The 21,368-nt window shown below is 69.5% G+C and carries 18 protein-coding genes; 2 read left to right on the forward strand and 16 right to left on the reverse strand.

Features of this window, described 5'->3' with window-relative positions:
• Positions 1 to 82 precede the first annotated feature (82 nt).
• The 11 genes from proB to G6N16_RS16690 all read right to left on the reverse strand — a co-directional run bounded on the left by proB (position 83) and on the right by G6N16_RS16690 (position 13,761).
• Complete coding sequence (gene proB / locus G6N16_RS16640; RefSeq protein WP_083028799.1) at positions 83 to 1,201, reverse strand: glutamate 5-kinase; 1,119 nt, start codon at positions 1,199 to 1,201, stop codon at positions 83 to 85.
• Positions 1,198 to 2,664: a GTPase ObgE gene (obgE, locus tag G6N16_RS16645; protein ID WP_083028798.1), complete on the reverse strand. Its 1,467-nt coding sequence runs from the start codon at positions 2,662 to 2,664 to the stop codon at positions 1,198 to 1,200. The genes proB and obgE overlap by 4 nt, the downstream gene beginning before the upstream one ends.
• 75 nt (positions 2,665 to 2,739) lie before the next feature.
• Positions 2,740 to 2,997, reverse strand: coding sequence for a 50S ribosomal protein L27 (rpmA, locus tag G6N16_RS16650; RefSeq protein WP_083028797.1), 258 nt, complete (start codon positions 2,995 to 2,997; stop codon positions 2,740 to 2,742).
• A 42-nt stretch (positions 2,998 to 3,039) separates the two neighbouring features.
• A complete protein-coding gene (gene rplU, locus G6N16_RS16655; protein WP_083028796.1) occupies positions 3,040 to 3,363 on the reverse strand; it encodes a 50S ribosomal protein L21 in 324 nt (107 codons plus the stop codon).
• 161 nt (positions 3,364 to 3,524) lie between these two features.
• Positions 3,525 to 6,488 (reverse strand): ribonuclease E, encoded by a 2,964-nt coding sequence (locus tag G6N16_RS16660; RefSeq protein ID WP_179961212.1) that lies wholly within the window; start codon positions 6,486 to 6,488, stop codon positions 3,525 to 3,527.
• Positions 6,489 to 6,789: 301 nt separating this feature from the next.
• The gene (ndk, locus tag G6N16_RS16665; RefSeq protein WP_083028795.1) at positions 6,790 to 7,200 is read right to left on the reverse strand and encodes a nucleoside-diphosphate kinase; all 411 of its coding nucleotides are present in this window, start codon (positions 7,198 to 7,200) and stop codon (positions 6,790 to 6,792) included.
• A 57-nt stretch (positions 7,201 to 7,257) separates the two neighbouring features.
• Positions 7,258 to 7,650 carry a DUF4233 domain-containing protein gene (locus tag G6N16_RS16670; protein WP_083028794.1) on the reverse strand — a complete coding sequence of 131 codons (393 nt, stop codon included), beginning with the start codon at positions 7,648 to 7,650 and terminating at the stop codon, positions 7,258 to 7,260.
• A complete protein-coding gene (gene folC / locus G6N16_RS16675) occupies positions 7,647 to 9,050 on the reverse strand; it encodes a bifunctional tetrahydrofolate synthase/dihydrofolate synthase (protein ID WP_083028793.1) in 1,404 nt (467 codons plus the stop codon). Before folC ends, G6N16_RS16670 begins: the two co-directional genes overlap by 4 nt.
• Positions 9,047 to 11,695 (reverse strand): valine--tRNA ligase, encoded by a 2,649-nt coding sequence (locus tag G6N16_RS16680; RefSeq protein WP_083028792.1) that lies wholly within the window; start codon positions 11,693 to 11,695, stop codon positions 9,047 to 9,049. Before G6N16_RS16680 ends, folC begins: the two co-directional genes overlap by 4 nt.
• An 82-nt stretch (positions 11,696 to 11,777) precedes the next feature.
• A complete protein-coding gene (locus G6N16_RS16685; RefSeq protein ID WP_083028791.1) occupies positions 11,778 to 12,380 on the reverse strand; it encodes a DUF937 domain-containing protein in 603 nt (200 codons plus the stop codon).
• A gap of 112 nt (positions 12,381 to 12,492) precedes the next feature.
• Positions 12,493 to 13,761, reverse strand: a complete 1,269-nt coding sequence (locus G6N16_RS16690) for a saccharopine dehydrogenase family protein (RefSeq protein ID WP_083028914.1) — start codon at positions 13,759 to 13,761, stop codon at positions 12,493 to 12,495.
• A 54-nt stretch (positions 13,762 to 13,815) separates the two neighbouring features.
• Between G6N16_RS16690 and G6N16_RS16695 the strand changes: the two genes are divergently transcribed.
• The gene (locus tag G6N16_RS16695; RefSeq protein ID WP_083028790.1) at positions 13,816 to 14,964 is read left to right on the forward strand and encodes an FAD-dependent oxidoreductase; all 1,149 of its coding nucleotides are present in this window, start codon (positions 13,816 to 13,818) and stop codon (positions 14,962 to 14,964) included.
• A gap of 60 nt (positions 14,965 to 15,024) precedes the next feature.
• Here the strand turns inward: G6N16_RS16695 and G6N16_RS16700 are convergent, their stop codons facing one another.
• The 5 genes from G6N16_RS16700 to G6N16_RS16720 all read right to left on the reverse strand — a co-directional run bounded on the left by G6N16_RS16700 (position 15,025) and on the right by G6N16_RS16720 (position 20,246).
• Positions 15,025 to 15,321, reverse strand: a complete 297-nt coding sequence (locus G6N16_RS16700) for a transglycosylase family protein (protein ID WP_083028789.1) — start codon at positions 15,319 to 15,321, stop codon at positions 15,025 to 15,027.
• 774 nt (positions 15,322 to 16,095) lie between these two features.
• Positions 16,096 to 17,184 carry a 2-oxoacid:ferredoxin oxidoreductase subunit beta gene (locus G6N16_RS16705; protein ID WP_083028788.1) on the reverse strand — a complete coding sequence of 363 codons (1,089 nt, stop codon included), beginning with the start codon at positions 17,182 to 17,184 and terminating at the stop codon, positions 16,096 to 16,098.
• Between the two features lie 45 nt (positions 17,185 to 17,229).
• Positions 17,230 to 19,167 carry a 2-oxoacid:acceptor oxidoreductase subunit alpha gene (locus G6N16_RS16710; RefSeq protein WP_083028787.1) on the reverse strand — a complete coding sequence of 646 codons (1,938 nt, stop codon included), beginning with the start codon at positions 19,165 to 19,167 and terminating at the stop codon, positions 17,230 to 17,232.
• Positions 19,168 to 19,614: 447 nt separating this feature from the next.
• Positions 19,615 to 19,887, reverse strand: a complete 273-nt coding sequence (locus G6N16_RS16715; protein ID WP_163787905.1) for a hypothetical protein — start codon at positions 19,885 to 19,887, stop codon at positions 19,615 to 19,617.
• 68 nt (positions 19,888 to 19,955) lie between these two features.
• Positions 19,956 to 20,246, reverse strand: coding sequence for a hypothetical protein (locus tag G6N16_RS16720; protein ID WP_133052847.1), 291 nt, complete (start codon positions 20,244 to 20,246; stop codon positions 19,956 to 19,958).
• Between the two features lie 127 nt (positions 20,247 to 20,373).
• Between G6N16_RS16720 and G6N16_RS16725 the strand changes: the two genes are divergently transcribed.
• Complete coding sequence (locus G6N16_RS16725) at positions 20,374 to 21,333, forward strand: 2-hydroxyacid dehydrogenase (RefSeq protein ID WP_083028784.1); 960 nt, start codon at positions 20,374 to 20,376, stop codon at positions 21,331 to 21,333.
• Positions 21,334 to 21,368: the final 35 nt, after the last annotated feature.

The raw sequence follows: 21,368 nt of genomic DNA on the forward strand, positions 1-21,368 counted from the left end.
TCAGCACCGCTCGGTGCCGACGGCTTCGGCGGTTTGCGGTGCGTTTGGGGGAAAACTACCAGGAAGGCGGCCGGAAACCGGCTCAGACCGCCACAAGATCGTCCGCGTGCACCGCGGGTCGGCGCAGTTCGGCGGGCAGATCCGCCGTCGAGGACCCCAGCATGGTGGCCAGCTCGGCGGCGTCGTAGGCGACCATACCGCGGCCGATCAGGTGCCCGTCGGGATCGCGCAGCTCGACGACGTCGCCACCGTGGAAGCGGCCGGACAGCGCGGTGATCCCCGCGGGCAACAGCGATCGGCGGTGTTCACGGACCGCACGGACCGCACCGGCGTCCAGGGTGAGCGCTCCCGAGGTCTCGGCGGCGTGCCGCAGCCAGAACCGTCGCGACGACATCCGGGCCGGGCGGGCGGCGAAGACCGTGCCCACCGAGGCGGCCGACAGTGCCGCGGCGGCATCTGAGGCGGCGGCCAGCAGCACCGGGACACCGGCGTCGGCGGCCAGCAGTGCCGCCGACAGCTTCGAGGTCATACCCCCGGTGCCGAGGTGACTGCCTTCACTGGCGACCACCCCGTCGAGGTCCCCGTCGGCGGCGATCTCGGGGATGAATCGGACGGGTCGGTCTTCGGTGGCCTTGCGGGGGTCTCCGTCGTAGAGGCCGTCGATGTCCGACAGCAGGATCAGCGCGTCGGCGCCCACCAGATGGGCGACCAGCGCGGAGAGCCGGTCGTTGTCACCGAACCGGATCTCGTTGGTCGCCACGGTGTCGTTCTCGTTGACGATGGCCACCGCGTGCAGCGAGCGCAGCCGGTCGAGGGTGCGCGCGGCGTTGGTGTGCTGCACGCGCTGGGAGATGTCGTGGGCGGTCAGCAGCACCTGGCCGACGGTGCGCTGGTAGCGCCGGAAGGCCGTGCTCCAGGAGTTCACCAGTGCCACCTGACCGACGCTGGCCGCGGCCTGCTTGGTCGCCAGATCCCTTGGCCGCTTGGACAATCCGAGCGGATCCAGGCCCGCGGCGATGGCACCCGAGGAGACGATGACGACGTCGGAGCCGGCTTTCATCCGGGACTCGATCGCCTCGGCGAGGTCGTTGAGCCGGGCGACGTCGAACTCACCGGTGGGGGTGGTCAGCGCGGTGGTGCCGATCTTGACCACGACGCTGCGCGCGGTGCGAATCGCCGCGCGGTGCGACGATTCGGTCATTGCGATTCACCGGATTCGGGTGCGGGCGAATCGGATGCCGCACGGCGGTCCTTGCGGGCCTGTTTGCGTTCGGCGGCGCCCACCCGGTCGGTGCGCTCCAGCCGGATGTCGGTGCCGCGGCCCGACGGCGTGACGTCCACCCCGGCCGGGGTGGTCGGCTCCCAGTCGAAGGTCATGTCGCCGATGGTGACCGCGCAGCCGGGTTTGGCGCCGCAGCGCAGCAATTCGTCCTCCACGCCGAGCCGGGCCAGCCGGTCGCCGAGATAACCGACAGCCTCGTCGTTGTCGAAGTTGGTCTGGGCGATCCAGCGTTCCGGGCGCGTGCCGCGAACCAGGAAGCCGCCGTCGCCGTCGGGCAGGACCTCGAAGGCCTTCTCGTTGACCGGAACCGGCCGGATGACGGGCCGCCGCGGCACCGGCGCGGGCTGCGCGGCCCGGTAGGCGGCGACCATATCCCACAGGCCGAAGATCAACGGCCGCAGTCCGATACGGGCGACGGTGGAGATCTCGAAGACCGGCCAGCCGCGGGCCTCGATGTCCGAGCGGACGATGTCGGCCAGGTCTTTGGCGTCGGGGACGTCGATCTTGTTGAGCACCACCGCGCGGGGCCGCTGGGCCAGATCGCCCAGGGTCGAATCCCCTTCCAGCGTCGGCGAATAGGCGGCGAGTTCGGCCTCCAGCGCGTCGATGTCGGAGAGCGGGTCGCGCCCGGGCTCCAGCGTCGCGCAGTCGACGACGTGCACCAGCACCGCGCAGCGTTCGATGTGCCTCAGGAAGTCCAGTCCCAGTCCGCGACCGGTCGAGGCGCCGGGGATGAGGCCGGGCACGTCGGCGACGGTGAAGGTGTGGTCGCCCGCACTCACCACGCCGAGGTTCGGCACCAGGGTGGTGAAGGGATAGTCGGCGATCTTCGGTTTGGCCGCCGAGATCGCAGAGACCAGTGAGGATTTACCGGCCGAGGGGAAGCCGACCAGGCCGACATCGGCGACGGTCTTGAGCTCCAGGGTGAGCTCGCGTTCCTCGCCCTTCTCGCCCAGCAGGGCAAAACCCGGAGCCTTGCGGGCCCGTGAGGCCAGCGCGGCGTTGCCCAGTCCGCCACGACCGCCGACGGCGGCCTCGAATCGAGTGCCTGCGCCGACCAGATCGGCCAGTACCCGGCCCCGCTTGTCGACGACGACCGTGCCGTCGGGAACCTTGATCTCCAGGTCGGCGCCCGCGGCGCCCTCGCGATTGCTGCCCTGCCCCGGTTTGCCCGACGGCGCGACCACATGGGGATGGAAATGGAAGTCCAGCAGGGTGTGTACCTGCGGGTCGACGACCAGCACGATGCTGCCGCCGCGGCCGCCGTTACCGCCGTCCGGGCCGCCGAGTGGCTTGAATTTCTCCCGGTGCACCGAGGCGCAGCCGTGGCCGCCGGAACCGGCGCGCGCATGGATGACGACGCGGTCGACGAAGCGCGTCATGCCGGTTCCTTTCGCCCACGAATTCGCCGGGGCTAGGTCAGTCGCAAATGCGCCCCGGCGTCACATTCGCGAAGCTCAGACGTCGGCCGGAACGATGTTGACGGTCTTGCGGCCGCGCTTGACACCGAACTCGACCGAGCCGGCAGCCGTCGCGAACAGCGTGTCGTCGCCACCGCGGCCGACGTTGACGCCCGGGTGGAAGTGGGTGCCGCGCTGACGGACCAGGATCTCGCCGGCCTTGACGACCTGGCCGCCGAACCGCTTGACCCCGAGCCGCTGGGCGGCGGAGTCACGACCGTTGCGCGAGCTGGATGCGCCCTTCTTGTGTGCCATGAAAAGCTCCTGTGAGGTGTGTGGGTGACGGGTAGCCGCGGGCTACTTGATGCCGGTGACCTTGAGGACCGTCAGCTGCTGACGGTGGCCCTGCCGCTTGTGGTAGCCGGTCTTGTTCTTGAACTTGTGGATCCGGATCTTCGGGCCCTTGGTGTGCTCGAGGACCTCGCCGGTAACGGCGACCTTGGCCAGCGCCGCGGCGTCGGTGGTGACGGTGGCGCCGTCCACGACCAGCGCGACCGGCAGCGACACCGAGGCGCCCGGCTCGGCGTCGAGCTTCTCGACCTTGACGATGTCACCGGCGGCGACCTTGTACTGCTTGCCGCCGGTCTTGACGATCGCGTAGGTGGCGTTCTGTGTGGCCATCGAGGTCTTTCCTTCGGTGCGTCTTCTCACGGGGCGCGCGCCACCCGGAGGCTGCGAGCGCGGGTCTTTGGGTGCGGGGGCCGTTACCTCCCCGCCGCTGCGGGCTCAAAAGCGCGCAGACAACCTTGGTAGGTTACGTGACCAGCGTCGGGAGGGGCAAATCAGCCGGTCACCGGCGGACCGGCCGGCCGTGCCGCGGCGCGGCGGCGACGCGGCCGTTCGGGAGCCGGATTCACCGCCTCGTCGACGGGCTCGGGTTCGGCGGCGTCGTCCTCATCGTCACCGTCGGTGTCGTCGTCGACGAGGTCCTCGTCGTCCTCATCGCCGTCGTCGTCCTCATCGGAGTCGTCCTCATCGAGGTCGTCCTCGTCAGAGTCCTCGTCCTCAGAGTCTTCGTCGGCGTCCTCGTCATCGGCGTCACCGTCGACGAGATCGATGTCATCGAGGTCGTCGTCCTCCTCGTCGTCGTCGCCGTCGAGATCGATCTCCTCCTCGTCGGCCTCGACATCGTCCTCGTCGTCGAGATCGGCCGCGGCGGTCTCCTCGGTGACCTGCTCGGCCGTCTCGGCCTCGACGATCTGCTCCTCGGCGGTCGGCGTCTCATCATCATCGTCGACCGGGACGGACTCACCGTCCTCGTCCTCGTCGCCGTGCCGGTGCGCCATCGCCTTGAACATCGGGTGGTCCCCGACCGAGTGCGCCGGGATCTTGGCCACCGGCGTCTCCTCGACCTTCCCGGGCTTGCGGGCCCGGCGATTGCGCCGGTTCTCGGTCTTGCGAGGGGCCGGCGGCGCGGAATCGACCGGATCGGCGTGCAGCACGATGCCGCGACCCGCGCAGTGGGTACAGGTGGTGGAGAACGCCTCGACCAGACCGGTGCCCAGCCGCTTACGGGTCAACTGGACCAGCCCCAGCGAGGTGACCTCGGAAACCTGGTGCCGGGTGCGGTCGCGGCCCAGCGCCTCGGTGAGCCGGCGCAGCACCAGATCCCGGTTGGACTCCAGCACCATGTCGATGAAGTCGATCACCACGATGCCGCCGATGTCACGCAGCCGCAGCTGGCGCACGACCTCCTCGGCCGCCTCCAGGTTGTTCTTGGTGACGGTCTGTTCCAGGTTCCCGCCGGCACCGGTGAACTTGCCGGTGTTGACGTCGACAACGGTCATCGCCTCGGTCCGGTCGATCACCAGGGTGCCGCCCGATGGCAACCACACCTTGCGGTCCATCGCCTTGGTCAACTGCTCGTCGATGCGGTGCACGGCGAACACGTCGGGCCCACCGTCGACCGGCTCGTACTTGGTGACCTTGGAAACCAGCTCGGGGGCAACCGAACTCACGTATTCGTCGATGGTCTCCCAGGCACTCTCCCCCTGCACGGTCAGCCCGGAGAAGTCCTCGTTGAACAGGTCGCGGATGACCTTGACCAGAACGTCGGGTTCCTCGTAGAGCGCGACGGCCGCACCGGCGGCGTTGGCGGTGGTCTGCGCGGCGGTGGCCTCGATCTCGGCCCAGCGTTCCTGCAGCCGGGCGACATCGGTGCGGATGTCGGATTCCTTCACGCCCTCTGACGCGGTGCGGATGATGACGCCGGCGTCGGCGGGCACCACCTCGCGCAGGATCTCCTTGAGGCGCTGGCGTTCGGTGTCGGGCAGCTTGCGGCTGATCCCGGTCGAGGACGCGCCGGGCACGTAGACCAGGTAGCGTCCGGCCAGCGAGATCTGCGTGGTGAGCCGGGCACCCTTGTGCCCGACGGGGTCCTTGCTGACCTGCACCACGACGTAGTCGCCGGGCTTGAGGGCCTGCTCGATCTTGCGGTTGGCGCCACCGAGACCGGCGGCCTCCCAGTTCACCTCACCGGCGTAAAGCACACCGTTTCGGCCGCGGCCGATGTCGACGAACGCCGCCTCCATCGAGGGCAGCACGTTCTGCACGATGCCCAGGTACACGTTGCCGACCAGCGACGCCGATGCCGCCGAGGTGACGAAGTGTTCGACGACGATGCCGTCTTCGAGCACCGCGATCTGGGTGTAGCGGGCGCCCTCGTGCGGGGGTTCGGTGCGCACCTTGTCGCGGACCACCATCACCCGGTCGACGGCCTCGCGCCGCGCCAGGAATTCGGCCTCGGACAGGATCGGCGGACGGCGACGGCCCGCGTCGCGGCCGTCACGGCGGCGCTGGCGCTTGGCCTCCAGCCGGGTCGATCCGGTGATGCCCTGGATCTCGTCGGGATCCTTGTCGCCCTTGCCAGAGCGCCGTCCGACACGCTCGTGCACGACGGTGTTCGGCGGGTCGTCGGGAGAACCGGCATCCGAGTCGTCGGCGGCGACGGCGCCGGACTTGCGGCGACGCCGACGCCGGCGGCGCTTGGTGGCCCCTTCGCCGCCCTCGGCACCTTCTTCGCCCTCGGCGTCCTCGTCTTCGTCGCCCTCGGCGTCCGCTTCGGCCTCGTCGGAGTCGGCTCCGGTGTCCTCGGCGCCCTCGCCGTCGGTTTCCTCACCCTCGTCGGCGCCGGCCTCTCCGCCGCGGCCCCGTCCGCGCCCTCGGCGGCCGCGGCGCCGGCGACGGTTGGCCGGGCGGGCGCCCTCGTCCTCGCCACCCTCGGCGTCGGCGTCGCCACCCTCGGCGTCGTCCTCGCCACCCTCGGCGTCGGCGTCGGCGTCGGTGCCCTCGGTGTCGGCATCCTCGGTGTCGATGTCATCGGTCTCTTCGACCTCGACCGCGTCGGAGACGTCGGCAGCCGCGTCATCGGCGGGCTCGGGTGTCGGCGGCAGCACGATCGGCTGGGGTGCGACGAACAGCGGCACGTCGACGGGCTGGGTCTCGGCGGGCGGCGTCTCCAGCATCAGCCGGGATTCCGGCTCCTCGGCAAGCGTCTCGGCGGCGGCCAGCAGGTCGCGGACCCGCACGGCCTCCTCGCGGTCGACGCCGGAGTGCGCGCTGCGGGCGCGACCGTCGAGTTCGACCAGGGCGTCGAGCACCTTGCGGCTGGTGGTGCCCAGCACCCGGGCCAGCGAATGCACCCGCAACCGCTCGGGCAGCTCGGGTTCGGCGGGTGCCGGAGTCAGCTCACCGCTGATTGCGGTGGTGTCGTCGGTGTTGTCGGCTGTGAAGTCATCGTCGTGCACGTAGGCTCCTTCGACCCCCGGGCGCGTCGGCTGGACGCGGCCGCGCGGGGGCCTCGCTATGAACCCGGAACATCGCGAACCGGGTTTGTCGTGGTCTCGCCCCGGGTAGCTCTTGTGAAGCCCGCCCGGTGCCTGGGTCGGGTGAAAACCGCCGCGGCCCGCGCCGCACCGCCGAAGCGATGGTCGCGCTCGTTTAGGTCCTCACTCAGGCTTGCGCCGCCGGCCAGGATATCCGGTCGCGACGTTCACCTGTGATCAGTATCCCACACCGGTACAGAGCGGTTGACCAGGCAGGGCCGAGTCAGAGGCCGGGGAACCAGAGCGCGATCTCGCGGGCGGCGGATTCCGCCGAGTCCGAGCCGTGCACCAGGTTGTACTGGGTCTCCAGGCCGAAATCACCGCGGATGGTCCCGGGAGTCGCCTTCTCGACGGGGTCGGTGCCGCCGGCCAGCTGGCGGAACGCCGCCACGGCGCGGGGTCCCTCCAGGACCGCTGCCACCACCGGGCCCGAGGTGATGAACTCCAGCAGCTCACCGAAGAACGACCGCTCGGCGTGCTCGGCGTAGTGCTCGCGGGCCACCGCCTCACTGACGTTCACCAGCGACAGCGCCACGATGTTCAGGCCCTTGCGCTCGATCCGATTGAGGATCTCGCCGACCAGCTTGCGCTCGACGCCATCGGGCTTCACCAAAACCAGAGTCCGCTCAGTCACGGCGCAAAGCGTAAGGGACACCGCGGCGACCCACAAATGCGGGGCGCCGGTGGCCGATCACTGCTGGCTGGGCAACAATCCCCGGCGCTGCCGGCGCAGCACCTCCCCGCGCAGATAGGCAACGAGCAACCAGACGCCGGTGAAGATCAGGCCCATCACCCCGACCAGCGAGTAGATCCACCAGCCGCCGATCAGCACCAGCTGAAGGCCCAGGTTCGCCCAGATCGCCCAGGGCCGGCCCTGCAGGCCGGCCATCAGCACCAGCAACGCCACGAAGCCCAGCAGGTAGGCGCGCGAGGCCGGGGTCAGCCCCGGGCCGACGGCACTGACGACCGGCAGTGCCAGGGCCACCACGATGGCCTCCAGCAGCAGGATCCCGGACATCACGCCGCGGAAGCTCTTCCACGGATCGCCGACGGGCGGTGCCGGGTTCTCCTCGGGTTCGGTCATGCCGGGTCCTTTCCGAACAGGGTGCGCGCGGCGCCGGCGGTCAGAACCGATCCGGTGATGACGATGCCGGCTCCCGACATCGACGTGCCGGCACCGGACTCCTCGACCAGCGCGGTGGCCAGTTCGATGGCATCACTGAGGTTCTCGGCCGCGTGCACCCGGTCGGGGCCGAACTCCTCGGCGGCCAGGGCGGCAAGCTCGGCGACCGACAGCGCCCGCGGGGATCCGTTGTGGGTGACCACCACCTGGTCGAAGACCGGTTCCCAGGCGGCCAGCATGGCGGCAACGTCCTTGCCGTCGGACACGCTGAGCACGCCGATCAGGAAGTGGAAGTCGAATTCGTCGGCCAGGGTCTGAGCCAGCGCGGTCGCGCCCGCCGGGTTGTGCGCGGCGTCGATGAACACCGACGGCGCGCTGCGCATGCGCTCCATCCGGCCGGGACTGGTGACGGCCGCGAAGCCGGCGCGCACGGCGTCGACGTCGAGCTGCCGGTCGGCGCCGGCACCGAAGAAGGCCTCCACCGCGGCCAGTGCGACGGCGGCGTTGTGCGCCTGGTGCTCGCCGTGCAGCGGCAGGAAGATGTCCGGGTAGACGCCGCCGAGTCCCTGCAGGGTGAGCACCTGGCCGCCGACGGCGACCCGGCGTTCCAACACCGCGAACTCCGAGCCCTCGCGGGCGACCGCGGCGTCGACGCGGGCGGCCTGGGTCAGCAGCGCGTCCATGGCGGCCGGCTCCTGACGGGCGATGATCGCGACGGTGTCCACGCTGCCGGAGCCCGGACGGATGATGCCGGCCTTCTCGGTGGCGATGCCGGCCAGTTCGTCACCGAGGTACTCGACGTGGTCGATGCCGATCGGGGTGATGACGGCGACCGGCGCGTCCACGACATTGGTGGCGTCCCAGCGCCCGCCCATCCCCACCTCGACGACGGCGATGTCGACGGGTGCGTCGGCGAACGCCGCGAACGCCATCGCGGTGAGCACCTCGAACTTGCTCATCGCCGGGCCCGGCTCCCCCATCGCCCCGGTCAGCGACTGCTCGTCGACCATCAGCACGTACGGCTCGATCTCCCGGTAGGTCTCGACGTAGCGAGCCGGCGAGATCGGTTGGTCGTCGACGGCGATGCGCTCCACCGCGGACTGCAGGTGCGGGCTGGTGGTACGCCCGGTCCGCCGGTGCAGCGCGGTCAGCAGCGCGTCGACCATCCGGGTCACCGAGGTCTTGCCGTTGGTGCCGGTGACGTGAATGGCCGGGTAGCTGAGCTGCGGGTTGCCCAGCAGGTCCAGCAGCGCGGTGATCCGGGCCAGCGACGGCTCGATCTTGGTCTCCGGCCAGCGGGCGTCGAGCAGGTGCTCGACCTGCAGCAGCGCGGCGACCTCGTCGGGCGTCGGTGCGCTCACAGCGCGGCCAGCCGCGCGGTGATCCGTTCGACCTCTTCGGTGGCCAGCTGGTGGCGACCGCGGATCTTCTGCACCTCGGATTCGGGGGCCTTGGCCAGGAACGCCTCGTTGCCCAGTTTGGCGCCTGCTCCCTTGAGTTCCTTCTCGGCGGCGGCCAGCGCCTTCTCCAGCCGGCGTCGCTCGGCCTCGACGTCCACCGCGCCGGAGGTGTCCAGTTCGACCAGCACCGTCGCGTCGGTGAGCCGAACCTCGACCGAGGCGGTGGGGGTGAATCCGTCGGCGGCCTCGGTGAGCCAGGCCAGCGCCGCGACGGCCGGCAGCTGGGCGTCCAGGTCGGCCTCGGTGACCCGCGCCAGCCGGGCCGAGACCTTCTTGCGGTCGGCCAGGCCCTGATCGCTGCGGAACCGCCGGATCTCGGTGACCAGCGCCTGCAGATCCGAAATCCGTTTGTCGGCAACCCGGTCCGACCGGATGCCGGACGGCGTCGGCCAGTCGGCGATCACCAGCGACTCCTCGCCGGTGAGTGCGGTCCACAGGCTTTCGGTGACGAACGGCATCACCGGGTGCAGCAGTTTGAGCAGGGTGTCGAGCACGGCGGCCAGCACGGCGGTGGTGTGTTCGGCACCCGAATTCAGCTGCACCTTGGCCAGTTCCAGGTACCAGTCGCAGAACTCATCCCAGGCGAAGTGGTAGAGCGCCTCGCAGGCCCGATTGAAGTCGTAGTCGTCCAGCGCCGAATCCACCTCGGCGCGAACGGTTTCCAGCCTGCCGAGGATCCACCGGTCGGCGTCGGTGAGTTTGGCGGGCTCCGGCAGCGGCGCCGGAGCCGCGCCGTTCATCAGGGCGAACCGGGTGGCGTTGAACACCTTGGTGGCGAAGTTGCGCGACGCGCGGGCGTGGTCCGGCCCGATGGACAGGTCACCGCCGGGGCTGGCGCCGCGGGCCAGGGTGAACCGCAGGGCGTCGGCGCCGAACTCCTCGACCCAGTCCAGCGGGTCGATGCCGTTGCCCTTGGACTTGCTCATCTTTGAGCCGTGTTCGTCGCGGATGAGACCGTGCAGGAACACATTCTCGAACGGCACCTGCGCGCCGCGGGTGCCACCGGCGGTGATCGCGTCGTCGTCGCCGACGAACGTGCCGAACATCATCATCCGGGCCACCCAAAAGAACAGGATGTCGTAGCCGGTGACCAGCACGCTGGTGGGATAGAACTTCTCCAGCTCGGGGGTCCGGTCCGGCCAGCCCATGGTGGAGAACGGCCACAGCGCCGAGGAGAACCAGGTGTCGAGCACGTCGGGGTCCTGGGTCCAGCCGGCCGGCGGGGTCTCGTCGGGTCCGACGCACACCTTCTCCCCGTCCGGACCGTGCCAGATCGGGATGCGGTGACCCCACCAGAGCTGGCGCGAGATGCACCAGTCGTGCATGTCGTCGACCCAGCCGAACCACCGGGGCTCCAGGCTCTTGGGGTGAATGACGGTGTCGCCGCCCCGGACCGCGTCGCCGGCGGCCTTGGCCATCGACTCGACCCGGACCCACCACTGCAGGCTCAGCCGCGGTTCGATCGGTTCGCCGCTGCGTTCGGAGTGCCCGACGCTGTGCAGATACGGGCGCTTCTCGGCGACGATGCGGCCCTCGGCGGCCAGCGCCTCGCGCACCGCGACACGGGCCTCGAAGCGGTCCATGCCGTCGAATCGTGTTCCGGTATCGGCGATCCGGCCGGCCTTGTCCATGATCGTCGGCATCGCCAGCCCGTGCCGCTGGCCGATCTCGAAGTCATTGGGGTCGTGCGCCGGGGTGACCTTGACCGCGCCGGTGCCGAATTCGGGATCGACGTGCCCGTCGGCGACGATGACGATCTCCCGGTCGGTGAACGGGTGGGCCAGGGTGCGCCCGACCAGGCCGCGGTAGCGGTCGTCATCGGGATGCACGGCGATCGCGGTGTCGCCGAGCATGGTCTCGACCCGGGTGGTGGCCACCACGATGTGGGGCTCGTCGTCGTTCATCGAGCCGTAACGGAAGGAGACCAGTTCGCCCTCGACATCGGAGTATTTGACCTCGAGGTCGCTGATCGCGGTCTGCAGTACCGGCGACCAGTTGACCAGCCGCTCGGCCTGGTAGATCAGCCCGGCGTCGTAGAGACGTTTGAAGATGGTGCGCACGGCCCGGGACAGGCCGTCGTCCATGGTGAAGCGGTCGCGGCTCCAGTCCACCCCGTCGCCGATACGGCGCATCTGCTCACCGATGGTGCCGCCGGACTCGCGCTTCCAGTCCCAGACCTTCTCGACGAAGGCCTCCCGGCCCAGGTCCTCCTTGGTGGTCCCGGCGGCGGCGAGCTGCTTTTCCACCACCGACTGGGTGGCGATGCCGGCGTGGTCCATACCCGGCAGCCACAGCACCTCGAAACCCTGCATGCGCTTGCGGCGGGTCAGCGCGTCCATCAGCGTGTGGTCGAGCGCGTGGCCCATGTGCAGGCTGCCGGTGACGTTCGGCGGCGGCAGCACGATCGAGTACGGCGGCTTGTCACTGGTGGGGTCGGCGGTGAAATACCCGGCGTCGACCCAGCCCCGATACAGGGCGTCTTCTACCGCACCCGGATCCCACGACTTGGGCAGGGACGTCTGGGCATCAGAATGGGCGCTGGTCACCGGTTGATTCTAGGAAGCCGGTGCCGCCCGGCGCGAAAGCCCCCGTCGGCGGAGGCTTTCGGCGCCGGGTGACCGGTGCTGATTACTTCTTGCCGCCCAGCAGGCCGCCGAGGATATCCCCGATCGGGTTGTTGGACTTGCCGCCGCCGAGCACGCTGCCCAGGATGCTGCCCAGCGGGTTGTTGCCGCCGGAGGCGCCCGCGCCGGCTCCGCCGAGGATGCCGCCCAGCAGGTCGCCGAGGATGTTGCCCGACCCCTGCGCCTGGTTGCCCGCGTCGGCGGTGCGGTTGGCGAACTGCTTGCCGATGTAGGCCAGCACGATGGGAGCCAGCAGCGGCAGCAGCTTCTGCATCAGGCCGCTGTCGGCGCCGCCCTGACCGGCCAGCGCCGAGGCCACCGCCGAGCTGTCGTTGCCGCCGAAGATCCGCGCGACGGCCTGGTCGCCCGCGGCCTCGTCGACGTCGTCGACGACCACGCCGCCGTCCAGCAGACCGCTGGCCGCGTGCTCCTCGGCGACCTCCGCGATCTTGTCGGCCGCGCCCTCCTCGGCGTTGGCCTGCATGCCGCCGACCATCACCGGGACCAGCGTCTGGATGGCCTTGTTCACGTCGTCTTCGGAGGCACCCACCCGAGCTGCGATGTCGGCAACCGGGATCTGCGCGAGCAGATCGTCGAGGTCAGCCATGTCTGTCCACCCTTCGTCATCGGCGGCCGCACCCACGTCGGCCGCGCTGCCGATGACCCTAGTCGCCGCCGGTGGCCGCTACTACCCCTCAGTACCGCGTCAGCGCTGCGCCTCAGACCAGCCGCTCGACGTCGAGACGGACACCGGCCGCGGGCAGCCGCGTCAGCAGGGCGTCGCCCATCGCCGAGGCGGGGGTGAGCACGCCCAGCAGGTCCGACAGCTTGTCACGGTCCAGAGCCAGCGCCAGACCGCTCTCCCCCAGCAGCACGGCGGTGGCCTTGTACCCGGGGTCGCCCTGCTGGGCGATGGTGGCCCGGTAGCGGGCGCCGCCGGAGGTGCTGGTGTAGGTCTCGATGGTGTAGTGGCCGTTCTCCCGGGCCGCCTCACTGGGCCCGTTGCCCGGCTTGGGCACCACCTTGTCGACTAGGGTGCGAGGCAGCTTGTTGAAGAACCGGGTGCCCAGGGCTGCCGAGGCGGCCTGTACGCCGGTGACCAGTCCCGCGATCACCGGTGCGGCCACCGAGCGGCCGAAGCTCATCTGTTCGGCGTAGGCGAAGCGGCGGCCGTAGACGTAGTCCAGCAGTGCGTTGCTGCGGCGGACGATGCGGGTGTTGGAGCCCGCCATCACGAACGCGCCGGTCCAGTAGCCGGCCAACTCGGGGGCGATCTCGGCGCCGCGGTGCCAGCGAGTGTCGGACTGCCCGCCCAACTCCGGTTCTGCGCCGCGGTCGGGGCTCAGCGTGTAAGGGTCTTCCAGCACCCGGCGCAGCTCGGGGTCGGCCGACGCCTCGTCGAACATCTCCAGCGCGGAGGCGACGGTGCCGCCGGACACCCCACCCGACATCGACCGAACCACCAGGTTGGTGTCCAGCAGGTCCCCGGTGCCGTCGGCCTCGGCGCGGCGGTGCAGCGCGAAGACGGTCAGATCCGACGGGATCGAATCGAAGCCGCACGCGTGCACGATGCGGGCGCCGGTGTCGATGGCCTGCTTGTGGTGGCCGTCGATGCTTTCCAGGATGAAGTTCGGCTCGCCGGTCAGGTCGGCGTAGTCGGTACCGGCCGCTGCACAGGCGGCAACCAGGGGCAGACCGTACTTCGCGTACGGGCCGACGGTGGTGACCACCACCTGGGTGCGGGCGGCCATCGCGTCCAGGGTCTCCGGCCGTCCGGCGTCGGCGATGACGATCGGCCACTTGCGGGCCGCCTCACCGAGACCGTCGCGGACGGCGACCAGCTTGGACTCGGATCGACCGGCCAGCGCAATCCGCGCGTCGCCGGCGACGACGGCGGGGTGAGTGGACAGGTATTGCGCGGTCAGGCGACCGACGAAGCCGGTCGCGCCGTACAGGACGATGTCGAATTCACGCTGCGGTGTGGGCATGACCGAAAACCTACCCGCACCCTGCCGCAGCGGCCGTCGCGTACGTTCCTTCTCATGAGCCGTCGGATCGTGGTGATCGGAGCGGGCATCGCCGGTCTTGCCACCGCCGCCGCACTGCAGGGCCGCGGGCACCAGGTGTCGGTGATCGAAGCGCGCGAGGACACCTCGTCGGGCGCCGGCATCAGTATCTGGCCCAACGCGCTGGCCGCGCTGGACGTCATCGGGGTGGGCGACGACGCGCGCGCCGCGGGCGGCCGGATCGGTGCGGGCGCGGTGCGCTGGCGCAGCGGCGCCTGGCTGCGCCGCCCGGAACCGGAACGCATCATCACCGCCCTGGGCGAGCCGCTGGTGGTGGTGCGGCGCTCGGTGCTGCGCGACATCCTGACCGCGGCGCTGTCCCCCGGCACCGTCAGGCACGGCCTCGCCGCGACGACGGTGCTCGACGAGCCGAGCCCGGTGCGCATCCGGTTGTCCGATGGCACCGTCGCCGAAGCCGACGCGGTGGTGGGCGCCGACGGTACCCATTCCATGCTGGCGCGTCACCTCAACGGGACGCTGACGCAGCACTACGTGCGCTATACGGCGTGGCGGGGTGTGGCGGACTACCCGCTGGACCCCGATCTGGCCGGCGAGACGCTCGGCCCCGGCCTCGAAGTCGGCCACGTGCCGATGGGCCCGGACCACACCTACTGGTTCGCCACCGAAATGACACCGGAGGGCGGGAGCTCACCGGGTGGCGAGCTCGCCTATCTGCGGACCAAGTTCGCGGACTGGGCCGAACCGGTGCCGTCGATCCTGGCCGCGACGCCCGAGGACGAGGTGCTGCGCAACGATCTGTACGACCGGACGCGAGCCCGGACCTGGGCGCGGGGCGCGCTGGTGCTGGTCGGCGACGCGGCCCACCCGATGCGCCCGCATCTGGGCCAGGGCGGCTGCCAGGCCATCGAGGACGCCGCGGTGCTGGCGGCGCTGCTGGACGCCGACGTCGATCCGGCGGTCGCCTTCGCCCGGTTCGCGGCGTTCCGCCGACCCCGGGTGCGCGCCCTGGTGCGCGAGTCGCGGGTGATCGGGGAGGTCGTCAACCTGCGGCCGGTGCTGCTCGGTGCGGCCGCCGCGCGGGCCAGCAGGCTGATCCCTGAGGCACTGGTCACTCGGCACCTGGCCACCATCGCCGCGCGATCGGCGTTCCGGCTGCCCGGATAGCCGACAGTGCCGGGCACCCGAAGGTGCCCGGCACTGTCGTCAGAGATATAGAGGCGAAGATCAGCCGCGGCGGCCGCACACCGGCCAGGCGCCCCGGCCCTGCGAGCGCAGCACGTTCTCGGCGACCCGGATCTGCTCCTCACGGCTGGCGTTGTGCGGCGAACCGTTGCCGCCGTTGGCCCGCCAGGTGCCCAGGGAGAACTGCAGGCCGCCGTAGTAGCCGTTGCCGGTGTTGATGGCCCAGTTCCCGCCGGACTCGCACGCGGCGACCGCGTCCCAGTTCATTCCGTCGGCCGACGCGGTGGCGCTGGAGAAGGCGAGCGGGGTGGCAATGATCGCGCCACCGAGCAGGGCCATTCCGGCCGACTGAGCGAGCTTGGTACGGAGGTTCGTCAACGTCGTTCCTTTCGCCGCGCGCGCGCCGTCCGGCCGTCCATCGCTGTGGACGCCGCGGGTTGCCCTGGTCGGGCTGTGGATTCGGTTCGTGCCGTCTCGGTCGGGCACGACAGCGGGTGCATTCGCCGGATTCGGATACCGGTCGGCTTCGCTACATCGACCGCCGGGCCTGCCGGCCGTCTGCGGTCCCGCTCACACGCAAGGTTTATTGGTTTTAAGTTGTGTGTCCCGGATGGAACGAAATTGACCGTACGGAGTAATTCGCGTCGAGTCACATCGGCGACACGCCTATATCGGTTTGATAACGGGACGATCACAACCAACCCTATGAGGAGTCTGTGCAGGTCAATAGGCGGTTCTTAGATAGCGCCGCAATGACGGACTTCGCAGGTCAGCGTGATCGACGTCACGGGCATTCTGTGAGCCCGACCACTCGAATTCAGGCTGATCGGCGCCGTTATAGAGACGAGATAGGGGCGTATGGCGTTACCCACGGCCGCGGCGGGCCGGATCCAATTGCGTAACATAAGTCACATTACGCACCATTGTTCACACGGTTACCAGTTAGGGGGCTTAACGAAATATACGGGATTGAAATCATTGAATCAATTTCCGTGGCGTGTCATTGTCGAATTCATTCAGCATGCATGGTAGGCAACGCCGACGGGCCCAAAAAACACCGGCCGTGCGCATCCTGGGGTGCGCACGGCCGGTGTCGGAGGCGTCGGGACGCGGTCAGTCCACCGTCCAGGTATCCCGACCGCGCAGCAACGACTGCAGCGCGGCGGTGTCGTGCGGCGTCGCCGCCATCGCCTGGGCCAACTGCGCCTGCGCCTCGTCGTTGTACACCGGGCGGTTCACCTGACGGAAGATGCCCATCACGGTGTGCTCCAGGTTCTGGTCGGAGAGCCGCGACAGCGCAAAGGAGTAGGACGAGTCCTGCTGCGACGGGTCGTGCACGACGATATCGGCCGGGTCCACGTCGACCGTCTTGGCCACATCCAGGCCGAATCCGGATTGCACGACGGCGTACTCGCCGTTGGCGCCGAAGGTGATGGGCTGGCCGGGGGTCACCTTGATGACCCGCTCCTCGGCGCCCTCCTTGCGCAGCACGTCGAAGGAGCCGTCGTTGAAGATCGGGCAGTCCTGCAGGATCTCGACGATCGCCGCACCGCGGTGCTCGGCGGCTGCCCGCAGCACCTCGGTCAGGCCTGCGCGGTCGGAGTCCAGGGCCCGGCCGACGAACGTGGCCTCGGCACCCAGGGCCAGCGACACCGGGTTGAACGGCTGGTCCAGCGAACCCATCGGGGTCGACTTGGTGACCTTGCCGACCTCCGAGGTGGGCGAATACTGCCCCTTGGTCAGGCCGTAGATCCGGTTGTTGAACAGCAGGATGGTGATGTTCATGTTCCGGCGCAGGGCGTGGATCAGGTGGTTGCCACCGATGGACAGCGCGTCGCCGTCACCGGTGACCACCCACACCGACAGATCACTGCGGGCCAGCGACAGGCCGGTGGCGATGGTCGGGGCGCGGCCATGGATCGAGTGGAAGCCGTAGGTCTCCAGGTAGTACGGGAACCGGCTGGAGCAGCCGATACCGCTGACGAACACCATGTTCTCGCGCCGCAGCCCGAGCTCGGGCAGGAAGTTGCGGATGGTGTTGAGGATGACGTAGTCACCGCAGCCCGGGCACCAGCGGACCTCCTGGTCGCTGGTGAAGTCCTTGGCCTTCTGCGGCTCGTCGGTGGTCGGGACCAGGCTCATCTTGGACAGCGGTTCCAACCCCAGGTCGGTACCGCCGTGGCTGCCGATCAGATCAGTCATGAGCGCGGCTTCCCTTCATCACGTCGTTCTGCATCGTCGGCCGGGTCATGCCTCTGCTCCTACGCCGCTTCCGACGGTCACCGCACCGAGGCGGGCGACCATCGTCTTGTCCTGCTCGATCTCTGCCAGTGTTCCACCGAGGGCGGCACGGATCACGCGACCGATCTCGTCGGCCAGGAACGCCAGGCCCTGCACCTTGGTGACCGACTGCACGTCCACCAGGTACCGGGCGCGCAGCAGCAGCGCCAGCTGCCCCAGGTTCATCTCGGGGCAGACCACCTGCGGGTAGCGGGCCAGCACGTCGCCGAGGTTGGCCGGGAAGGGGTTGAGGTGACGCAGCTGGGCGTGGGCCACCTTGATGCCCTTCTTGCGCGCCTGGCGGCACGCCTCGCCGATCGGGCCGTAGGAACTGCCCCAGCCCAGGATCAGCAGCTCGGCGTCGCCGGTGGGGTCGTCGACCTGCAGATCCGGCACCTCGATACCGGCCACCTTCGCCTGGCGCAGCCGCACCATCAGGTCGTGGTTGCCCGGGTCGTAGGAGATGTTGCCCGACCCGTTGGCCGATTCCAGGCCGCCGATGCGGTGTTCGAGGCCCGGGGTGCCCGGGATCGCGAACTGGCGGGCCAGCGTCTCGGGATCGCGCGCGTAGGGCTGGAACGGCTCGCCGGGCTCGGCGAAGGTGTGCTCGATCGGCGCGTAGCCCGCGATGTCCGGGATCCGCCAGGGCTCCGAGCCGTTGGCGATCGCACCGTCGGACAGCACTACCACCGGGGTGTGGTACTTGATGGCGATGCGGGCAGCCTCCACCGCGATGTCGAAGCAGTCCGACGGCGAGCGCGGCGCCAGCACCGCCACCGGCGACTCGCCGTTGCGGCCGAACATCGCCTGCAGCAGGTCGGCCTGCTCGGTCTTGGTGGGCAGGCCGGTGGACGGCCCGCCGCGCTGCACGTCGACGATCACCAGCGGCAGCTCGGTCATCACCGCCAGGCCCATCGCCTCGGACTTCAGCGAGACGCCCGGGCCCGAGGTGGTGGTGACGCCGAGCGCCCCGCCGTAGGACGCGCCGATGGCCGCGCCGATGCCGGCGATCTCGTCCTCGGCCTGGAAGGTCAGCACGTTGAAGTTCTTGTGCTTGGACAGCTCATGCAGGATGTCGCTGGCCGGGGTGATCGGGTAGCTGCCGAGCACCACCTGCAGGTTCGCCAGATGCCCGGCCGCCACCAGTCCGTAGGCCATGGCGGTGTTGCCGGAGATCTGCCGGTACTCGCCGGAGACCAGCTTGGCCGGCGCCACCTCGTAGGTGGTGCCGAACGCCTCGGTGGTCTCGCCGTAGTTCCAACCCGCGCGCAGCGCCAGCACGTTCGCCTCGGCGATATCGGGTTTGCGGGCGAACTTCTCCCGGATGAACGTCTCGCTGGTCTCGATCGGACGGCCGTACATCCACGACAGCAGGCCGAGCGCGAACATGTTCTTGGCGCGCTGGCCGTCCTTCTTGGTGGCGCCGATCTCCTCGACCGCACCGAGGGTCAGCGTGGTCATCGCGACGGCCTGCACGACGTAGTCGGACAGGCTGTCGTCGTCGAGCGGGTTGGCGTCGTAGCCGACCTTGGCCAGGTTGCGCTTGGTGAATTCGTCGGAGTTGGCGATCACCAGGCCGCCGCGGGGCAGGTCGTCGATGTTGGCCTTCAGCGCCGCCGGGTTCATCGCGACCAGCACGTCGGGCCGGTCGCCCGCGGTGAGGATGTCGTAGTCGGCGATCTGGATCTGGAACGACGAGACGCCCGGCAGGGTGCCCTGAGGTGCACGGATCTCGGCCGGGTAGTTGGGCTGGGTCGCCAGGTCGTTGCCGAACAGCGCGGCCTCGGAGGTGAATCGATCACCGGTGAGCTGCATGCCGTCGCCGGAGTCACCGGCGAACCGGATGACGACACGTTCCAGCTTCTGCCGCGGCTGCGACCCGGTTCCATTGCTGCTGGGACCCACGTCCCCGCCTTTCCTCAGCTGACTCTGTACTGCGGCGTGCCGACCGTCCCATGCGCACCACCGGGGCGCTGCGTCCGAGGGGCGCATCGCCGGGTGAATACAGCGGGGCGAGTTGGTGTCACTCGCAGTACCGATTATTGCACTTCTCTTAGGGAGCCCTTCACTCCGGGGTCTGCCGACACGCCGATCGGACCCGGAGAAACTCCCAGGTCACCGGCACGACGAAATCATTACTAGGACAATAATGTGGTTTCCGTCACGTAATGACGGGAGTCAAGTCTAAGAATTCCGGGTACCCGTCGGTAACTTCGCCACGCTGTACGCTGAGCAACTGCTCAGCGCTACTTTCCACCATAATTTTCTGCGCCCGGATGTCAAATCTCGGGCCCTCCAACGCCGAGCGTGCGTGTCCCCGGCGGGGACACGCACGCTCGGCGTATTGAGCGATCAGGCGGGTGTGCAGTTGCTCCAGACCACATAGGAGCCGAAGATGCTGCTCGGATGGCGCTCGCGGGCGATCCGATCGGCATCGCCGGCATCGGCCGCGTTCTCCACGAACTCGAAGTTCGGATTGCCCCACGCCGCCCACCCCGAGCCGATGCCCAGGACGCAGTTGAAGTTGTCCGCCTGGGCGACACCACCGGACAACGGGCCGGTCAGTGCCACCACGGCGCCCGTCGCCATCGCGACGAGCAGTCCGGTGAAACGGTGTTTGGTCATGTCAGTCCTCCAATAGGTCGTTGACGGTGGTGCCGGTCAAGAGGTGATCGGGCGGTCGCGGCTGGGCATCAATCCGGGATGACCCAGTTCGACCAGGTGTCGACCGGATTGACCGAATAGGAGCTGGGATAGACCCGCGCCATCGCCTGCCGGAGCGTCTCGCCGCCCATGGGATGGGTCACCGGAGGTCCCCAGTAAACGCAGGAGAGTTCAGTGCCGAAGAAACCGAAGTTGATTGGGCCGGTCCCGGGTACCAGGTCCTGGCACGCCTGGGTCGGGGTCAGGGTGCGGTCGGCATGCGCGACGGGCGCCACCACCAACGCCGCACCGACCAGCGTCACTGCAATCAGATGCCTCATGTCGTCCCCTCCCCCGCGGTCTGCCGCCGCCGAAGCGATCTCGTGACCTCAGGGAACCCCGGATCCGCGGCGGGCGCGAGGCGGCGTCCCGGCCAGTGGAACGAGGTGTGCGCCTAGCATCAGGGTCATGAGTTCCGGTGTGCTGCAGGTCGGTCCGCTGATCCCGTCGCTACAGGAGGCATTGCGGACGTCGTATGACGTCGTGCGGTTGCCGGACAATCCCGGCGAGCGTCCCGCATTCCTCGCCGCGAACGCCGATGCCGTCCGAGTCATCGTCACCGCCGGCGTCACCGGCTCGCCGCGCATCGACGCCGAGCTGATCGCGTCGCTGCCGAGACTGGCCGCCGTCGTCTATTGCGCGGTCGGCTACGACAGCATCGACCTGTCGGCCGCGGCGGCCCGGTCCATCCGGGTGAGCAACACCCCCGATGTACTCACCGACTGCGTCGCCGACGCCGCCGTCGGCCTGCTGATCGACGTGTTACGAGGGTTCAGCGCCGCCGACCGCTACCTGCGCGCCGGCCGGTGGGTCACCGACGGCCCGTACCCGCTGACCCGCCGCGTCACCGGCAGCCGGGTCGGCATCCTCGGCCTGGGCCGTATCGGGGCGGCAATCGCCCGTCGACTCGAGGCGTTCGACTGCCGGATCGGCTACCACAACCGCACCCCGGTGCCCGGCTGCGCGTACCAGTACTTCGACTCACCGACAGGGTTGGCGCACGGCGTCGACGTCCTGGTGGTGGCCACCCCGGGCGGCGCCGGAACCCGCGCGCTGGTCGACGCCGACGTGCTCGCGGCCCTCGGCGAGACCGGCTATCTGATCAATATCGCCCGCGGCAGCGTCGTCGACGAATCCGCGCTGGCCGACGCGCTGACCAGCGGACGGCTCGCCGGCGCCGGCCTGGACGTCTTCGCCCACGAGCCAAACGTTCCCGAGGCGCTCCTCGGGCTGGACAATGTGGTGCTGCTGCCGCATATGGCCAGCGCGACGGTACAGACGCGCGCGGCGATGGCCGAGCTGGCGCTGCGCAATCTGGCGAGTTTTTGCGACCGCGGCGAGCTGGTCACCCCGGTCGAGGTGCCTTAAGCGGTACCCATTTCGCCGGACTCCTCATCGCGGCT

The sequence above is a fragment of the Mycolicibacterium insubricum genome (assembly GCF_010731615.1).
Classification (GTDB): domain Bacteria; phylum Actinomycetota; class Actinomycetes; order Mycobacteriales; family Mycobacteriaceae; genus Mycobacterium; species Mycobacterium insubricum.

Bases quoted from the DNA above. Each gene is read 5' to 3' on its own strand.
- proB (WP_083028799.1), bottom strand. From the start codon at position 1,201: ATGACCGAATCGTCGCACCGCGCGGCGATTCGCACCGCGCGCAGCGTC.
- obgE (WP_083028798.1), bottom strand. From the start codon at position 2,664: ATGACGCGCTTCGTCGACCGCGTCGTCATCCATGCGCGCGCCGGTTCC.
- rpmA (WP_083028797.1), bottom strand. From the start codon at position 2,997: ATGGCACACAAGAAGGGCGCATCCAGCTCGCGCAACGGTCGTGACTCC.
- rplU (WP_083028796.1), bottom strand. From the start codon at position 3,363: ATGGCCACACAGAACGCCACCTACGCGATCGTCAAGACCGGCGGCAAG.
- G6N16_RS16670 (WP_083028794.1), bottom strand. From the start codon at position 7,650: ATGACCGAACCCGAGGAGAACCCGGCACCGCCCGTCGGCGATCCGTGG.
- G6N16_RS16685 (WP_083028791.1), bottom strand. From the start codon at position 12,380: ATGGCTGACCTCGACGATCTGCTCGCGCAGATCCCGGTTGCCGACATC.
- G6N16_RS16690 (WP_083028914.1), bottom strand. From the start codon at position 13,761: ATGCCCACACCGCAGCGTGAATTCGACATCGTCCTGTACGGCGCGACC.
- G6N16_RS16695 (WP_083028790.1), top strand. From the start codon at position 13,816: ATGAGCCGTCGGATCGTGGTGATCGGAGCGGGCATCGCCGGTCTTGCC.
- G6N16_RS16700 (WP_083028789.1), bottom strand. From the start codon at position 15,321: ATGGCCCTGCTCGGTGGCGCGATCATTGCCACCCCGCTCGCCTTCTCC.
- G6N16_RS16705 (WP_083028788.1), bottom strand. From the start codon at position 17,184: ATGACTGATCTGATCGGCAGCCACGGCGGTACCGACCTGGGGTTGGAA.
- G6N16_RS16715 (WP_163787905.1), bottom strand. From the start codon at position 19,887: ATGACCAAACACCGTTTCACCGGACTGCTCGTCGCGATGGCGACGGGC.
- G6N16_RS16720 (WP_133052847.1), bottom strand. From the start codon at position 20,246: ATGAGGCATCTGATTGCAGTGACGCTGGTCGGTGCGGCGTTGGTGGTG.
- G6N16_RS16725 (WP_083028784.1), top strand. From the start codon at position 20,374: ATGAGTTCCGGTGTGCTGCAGGTCGGTCCGCTGATCCCGTCGCTACAG.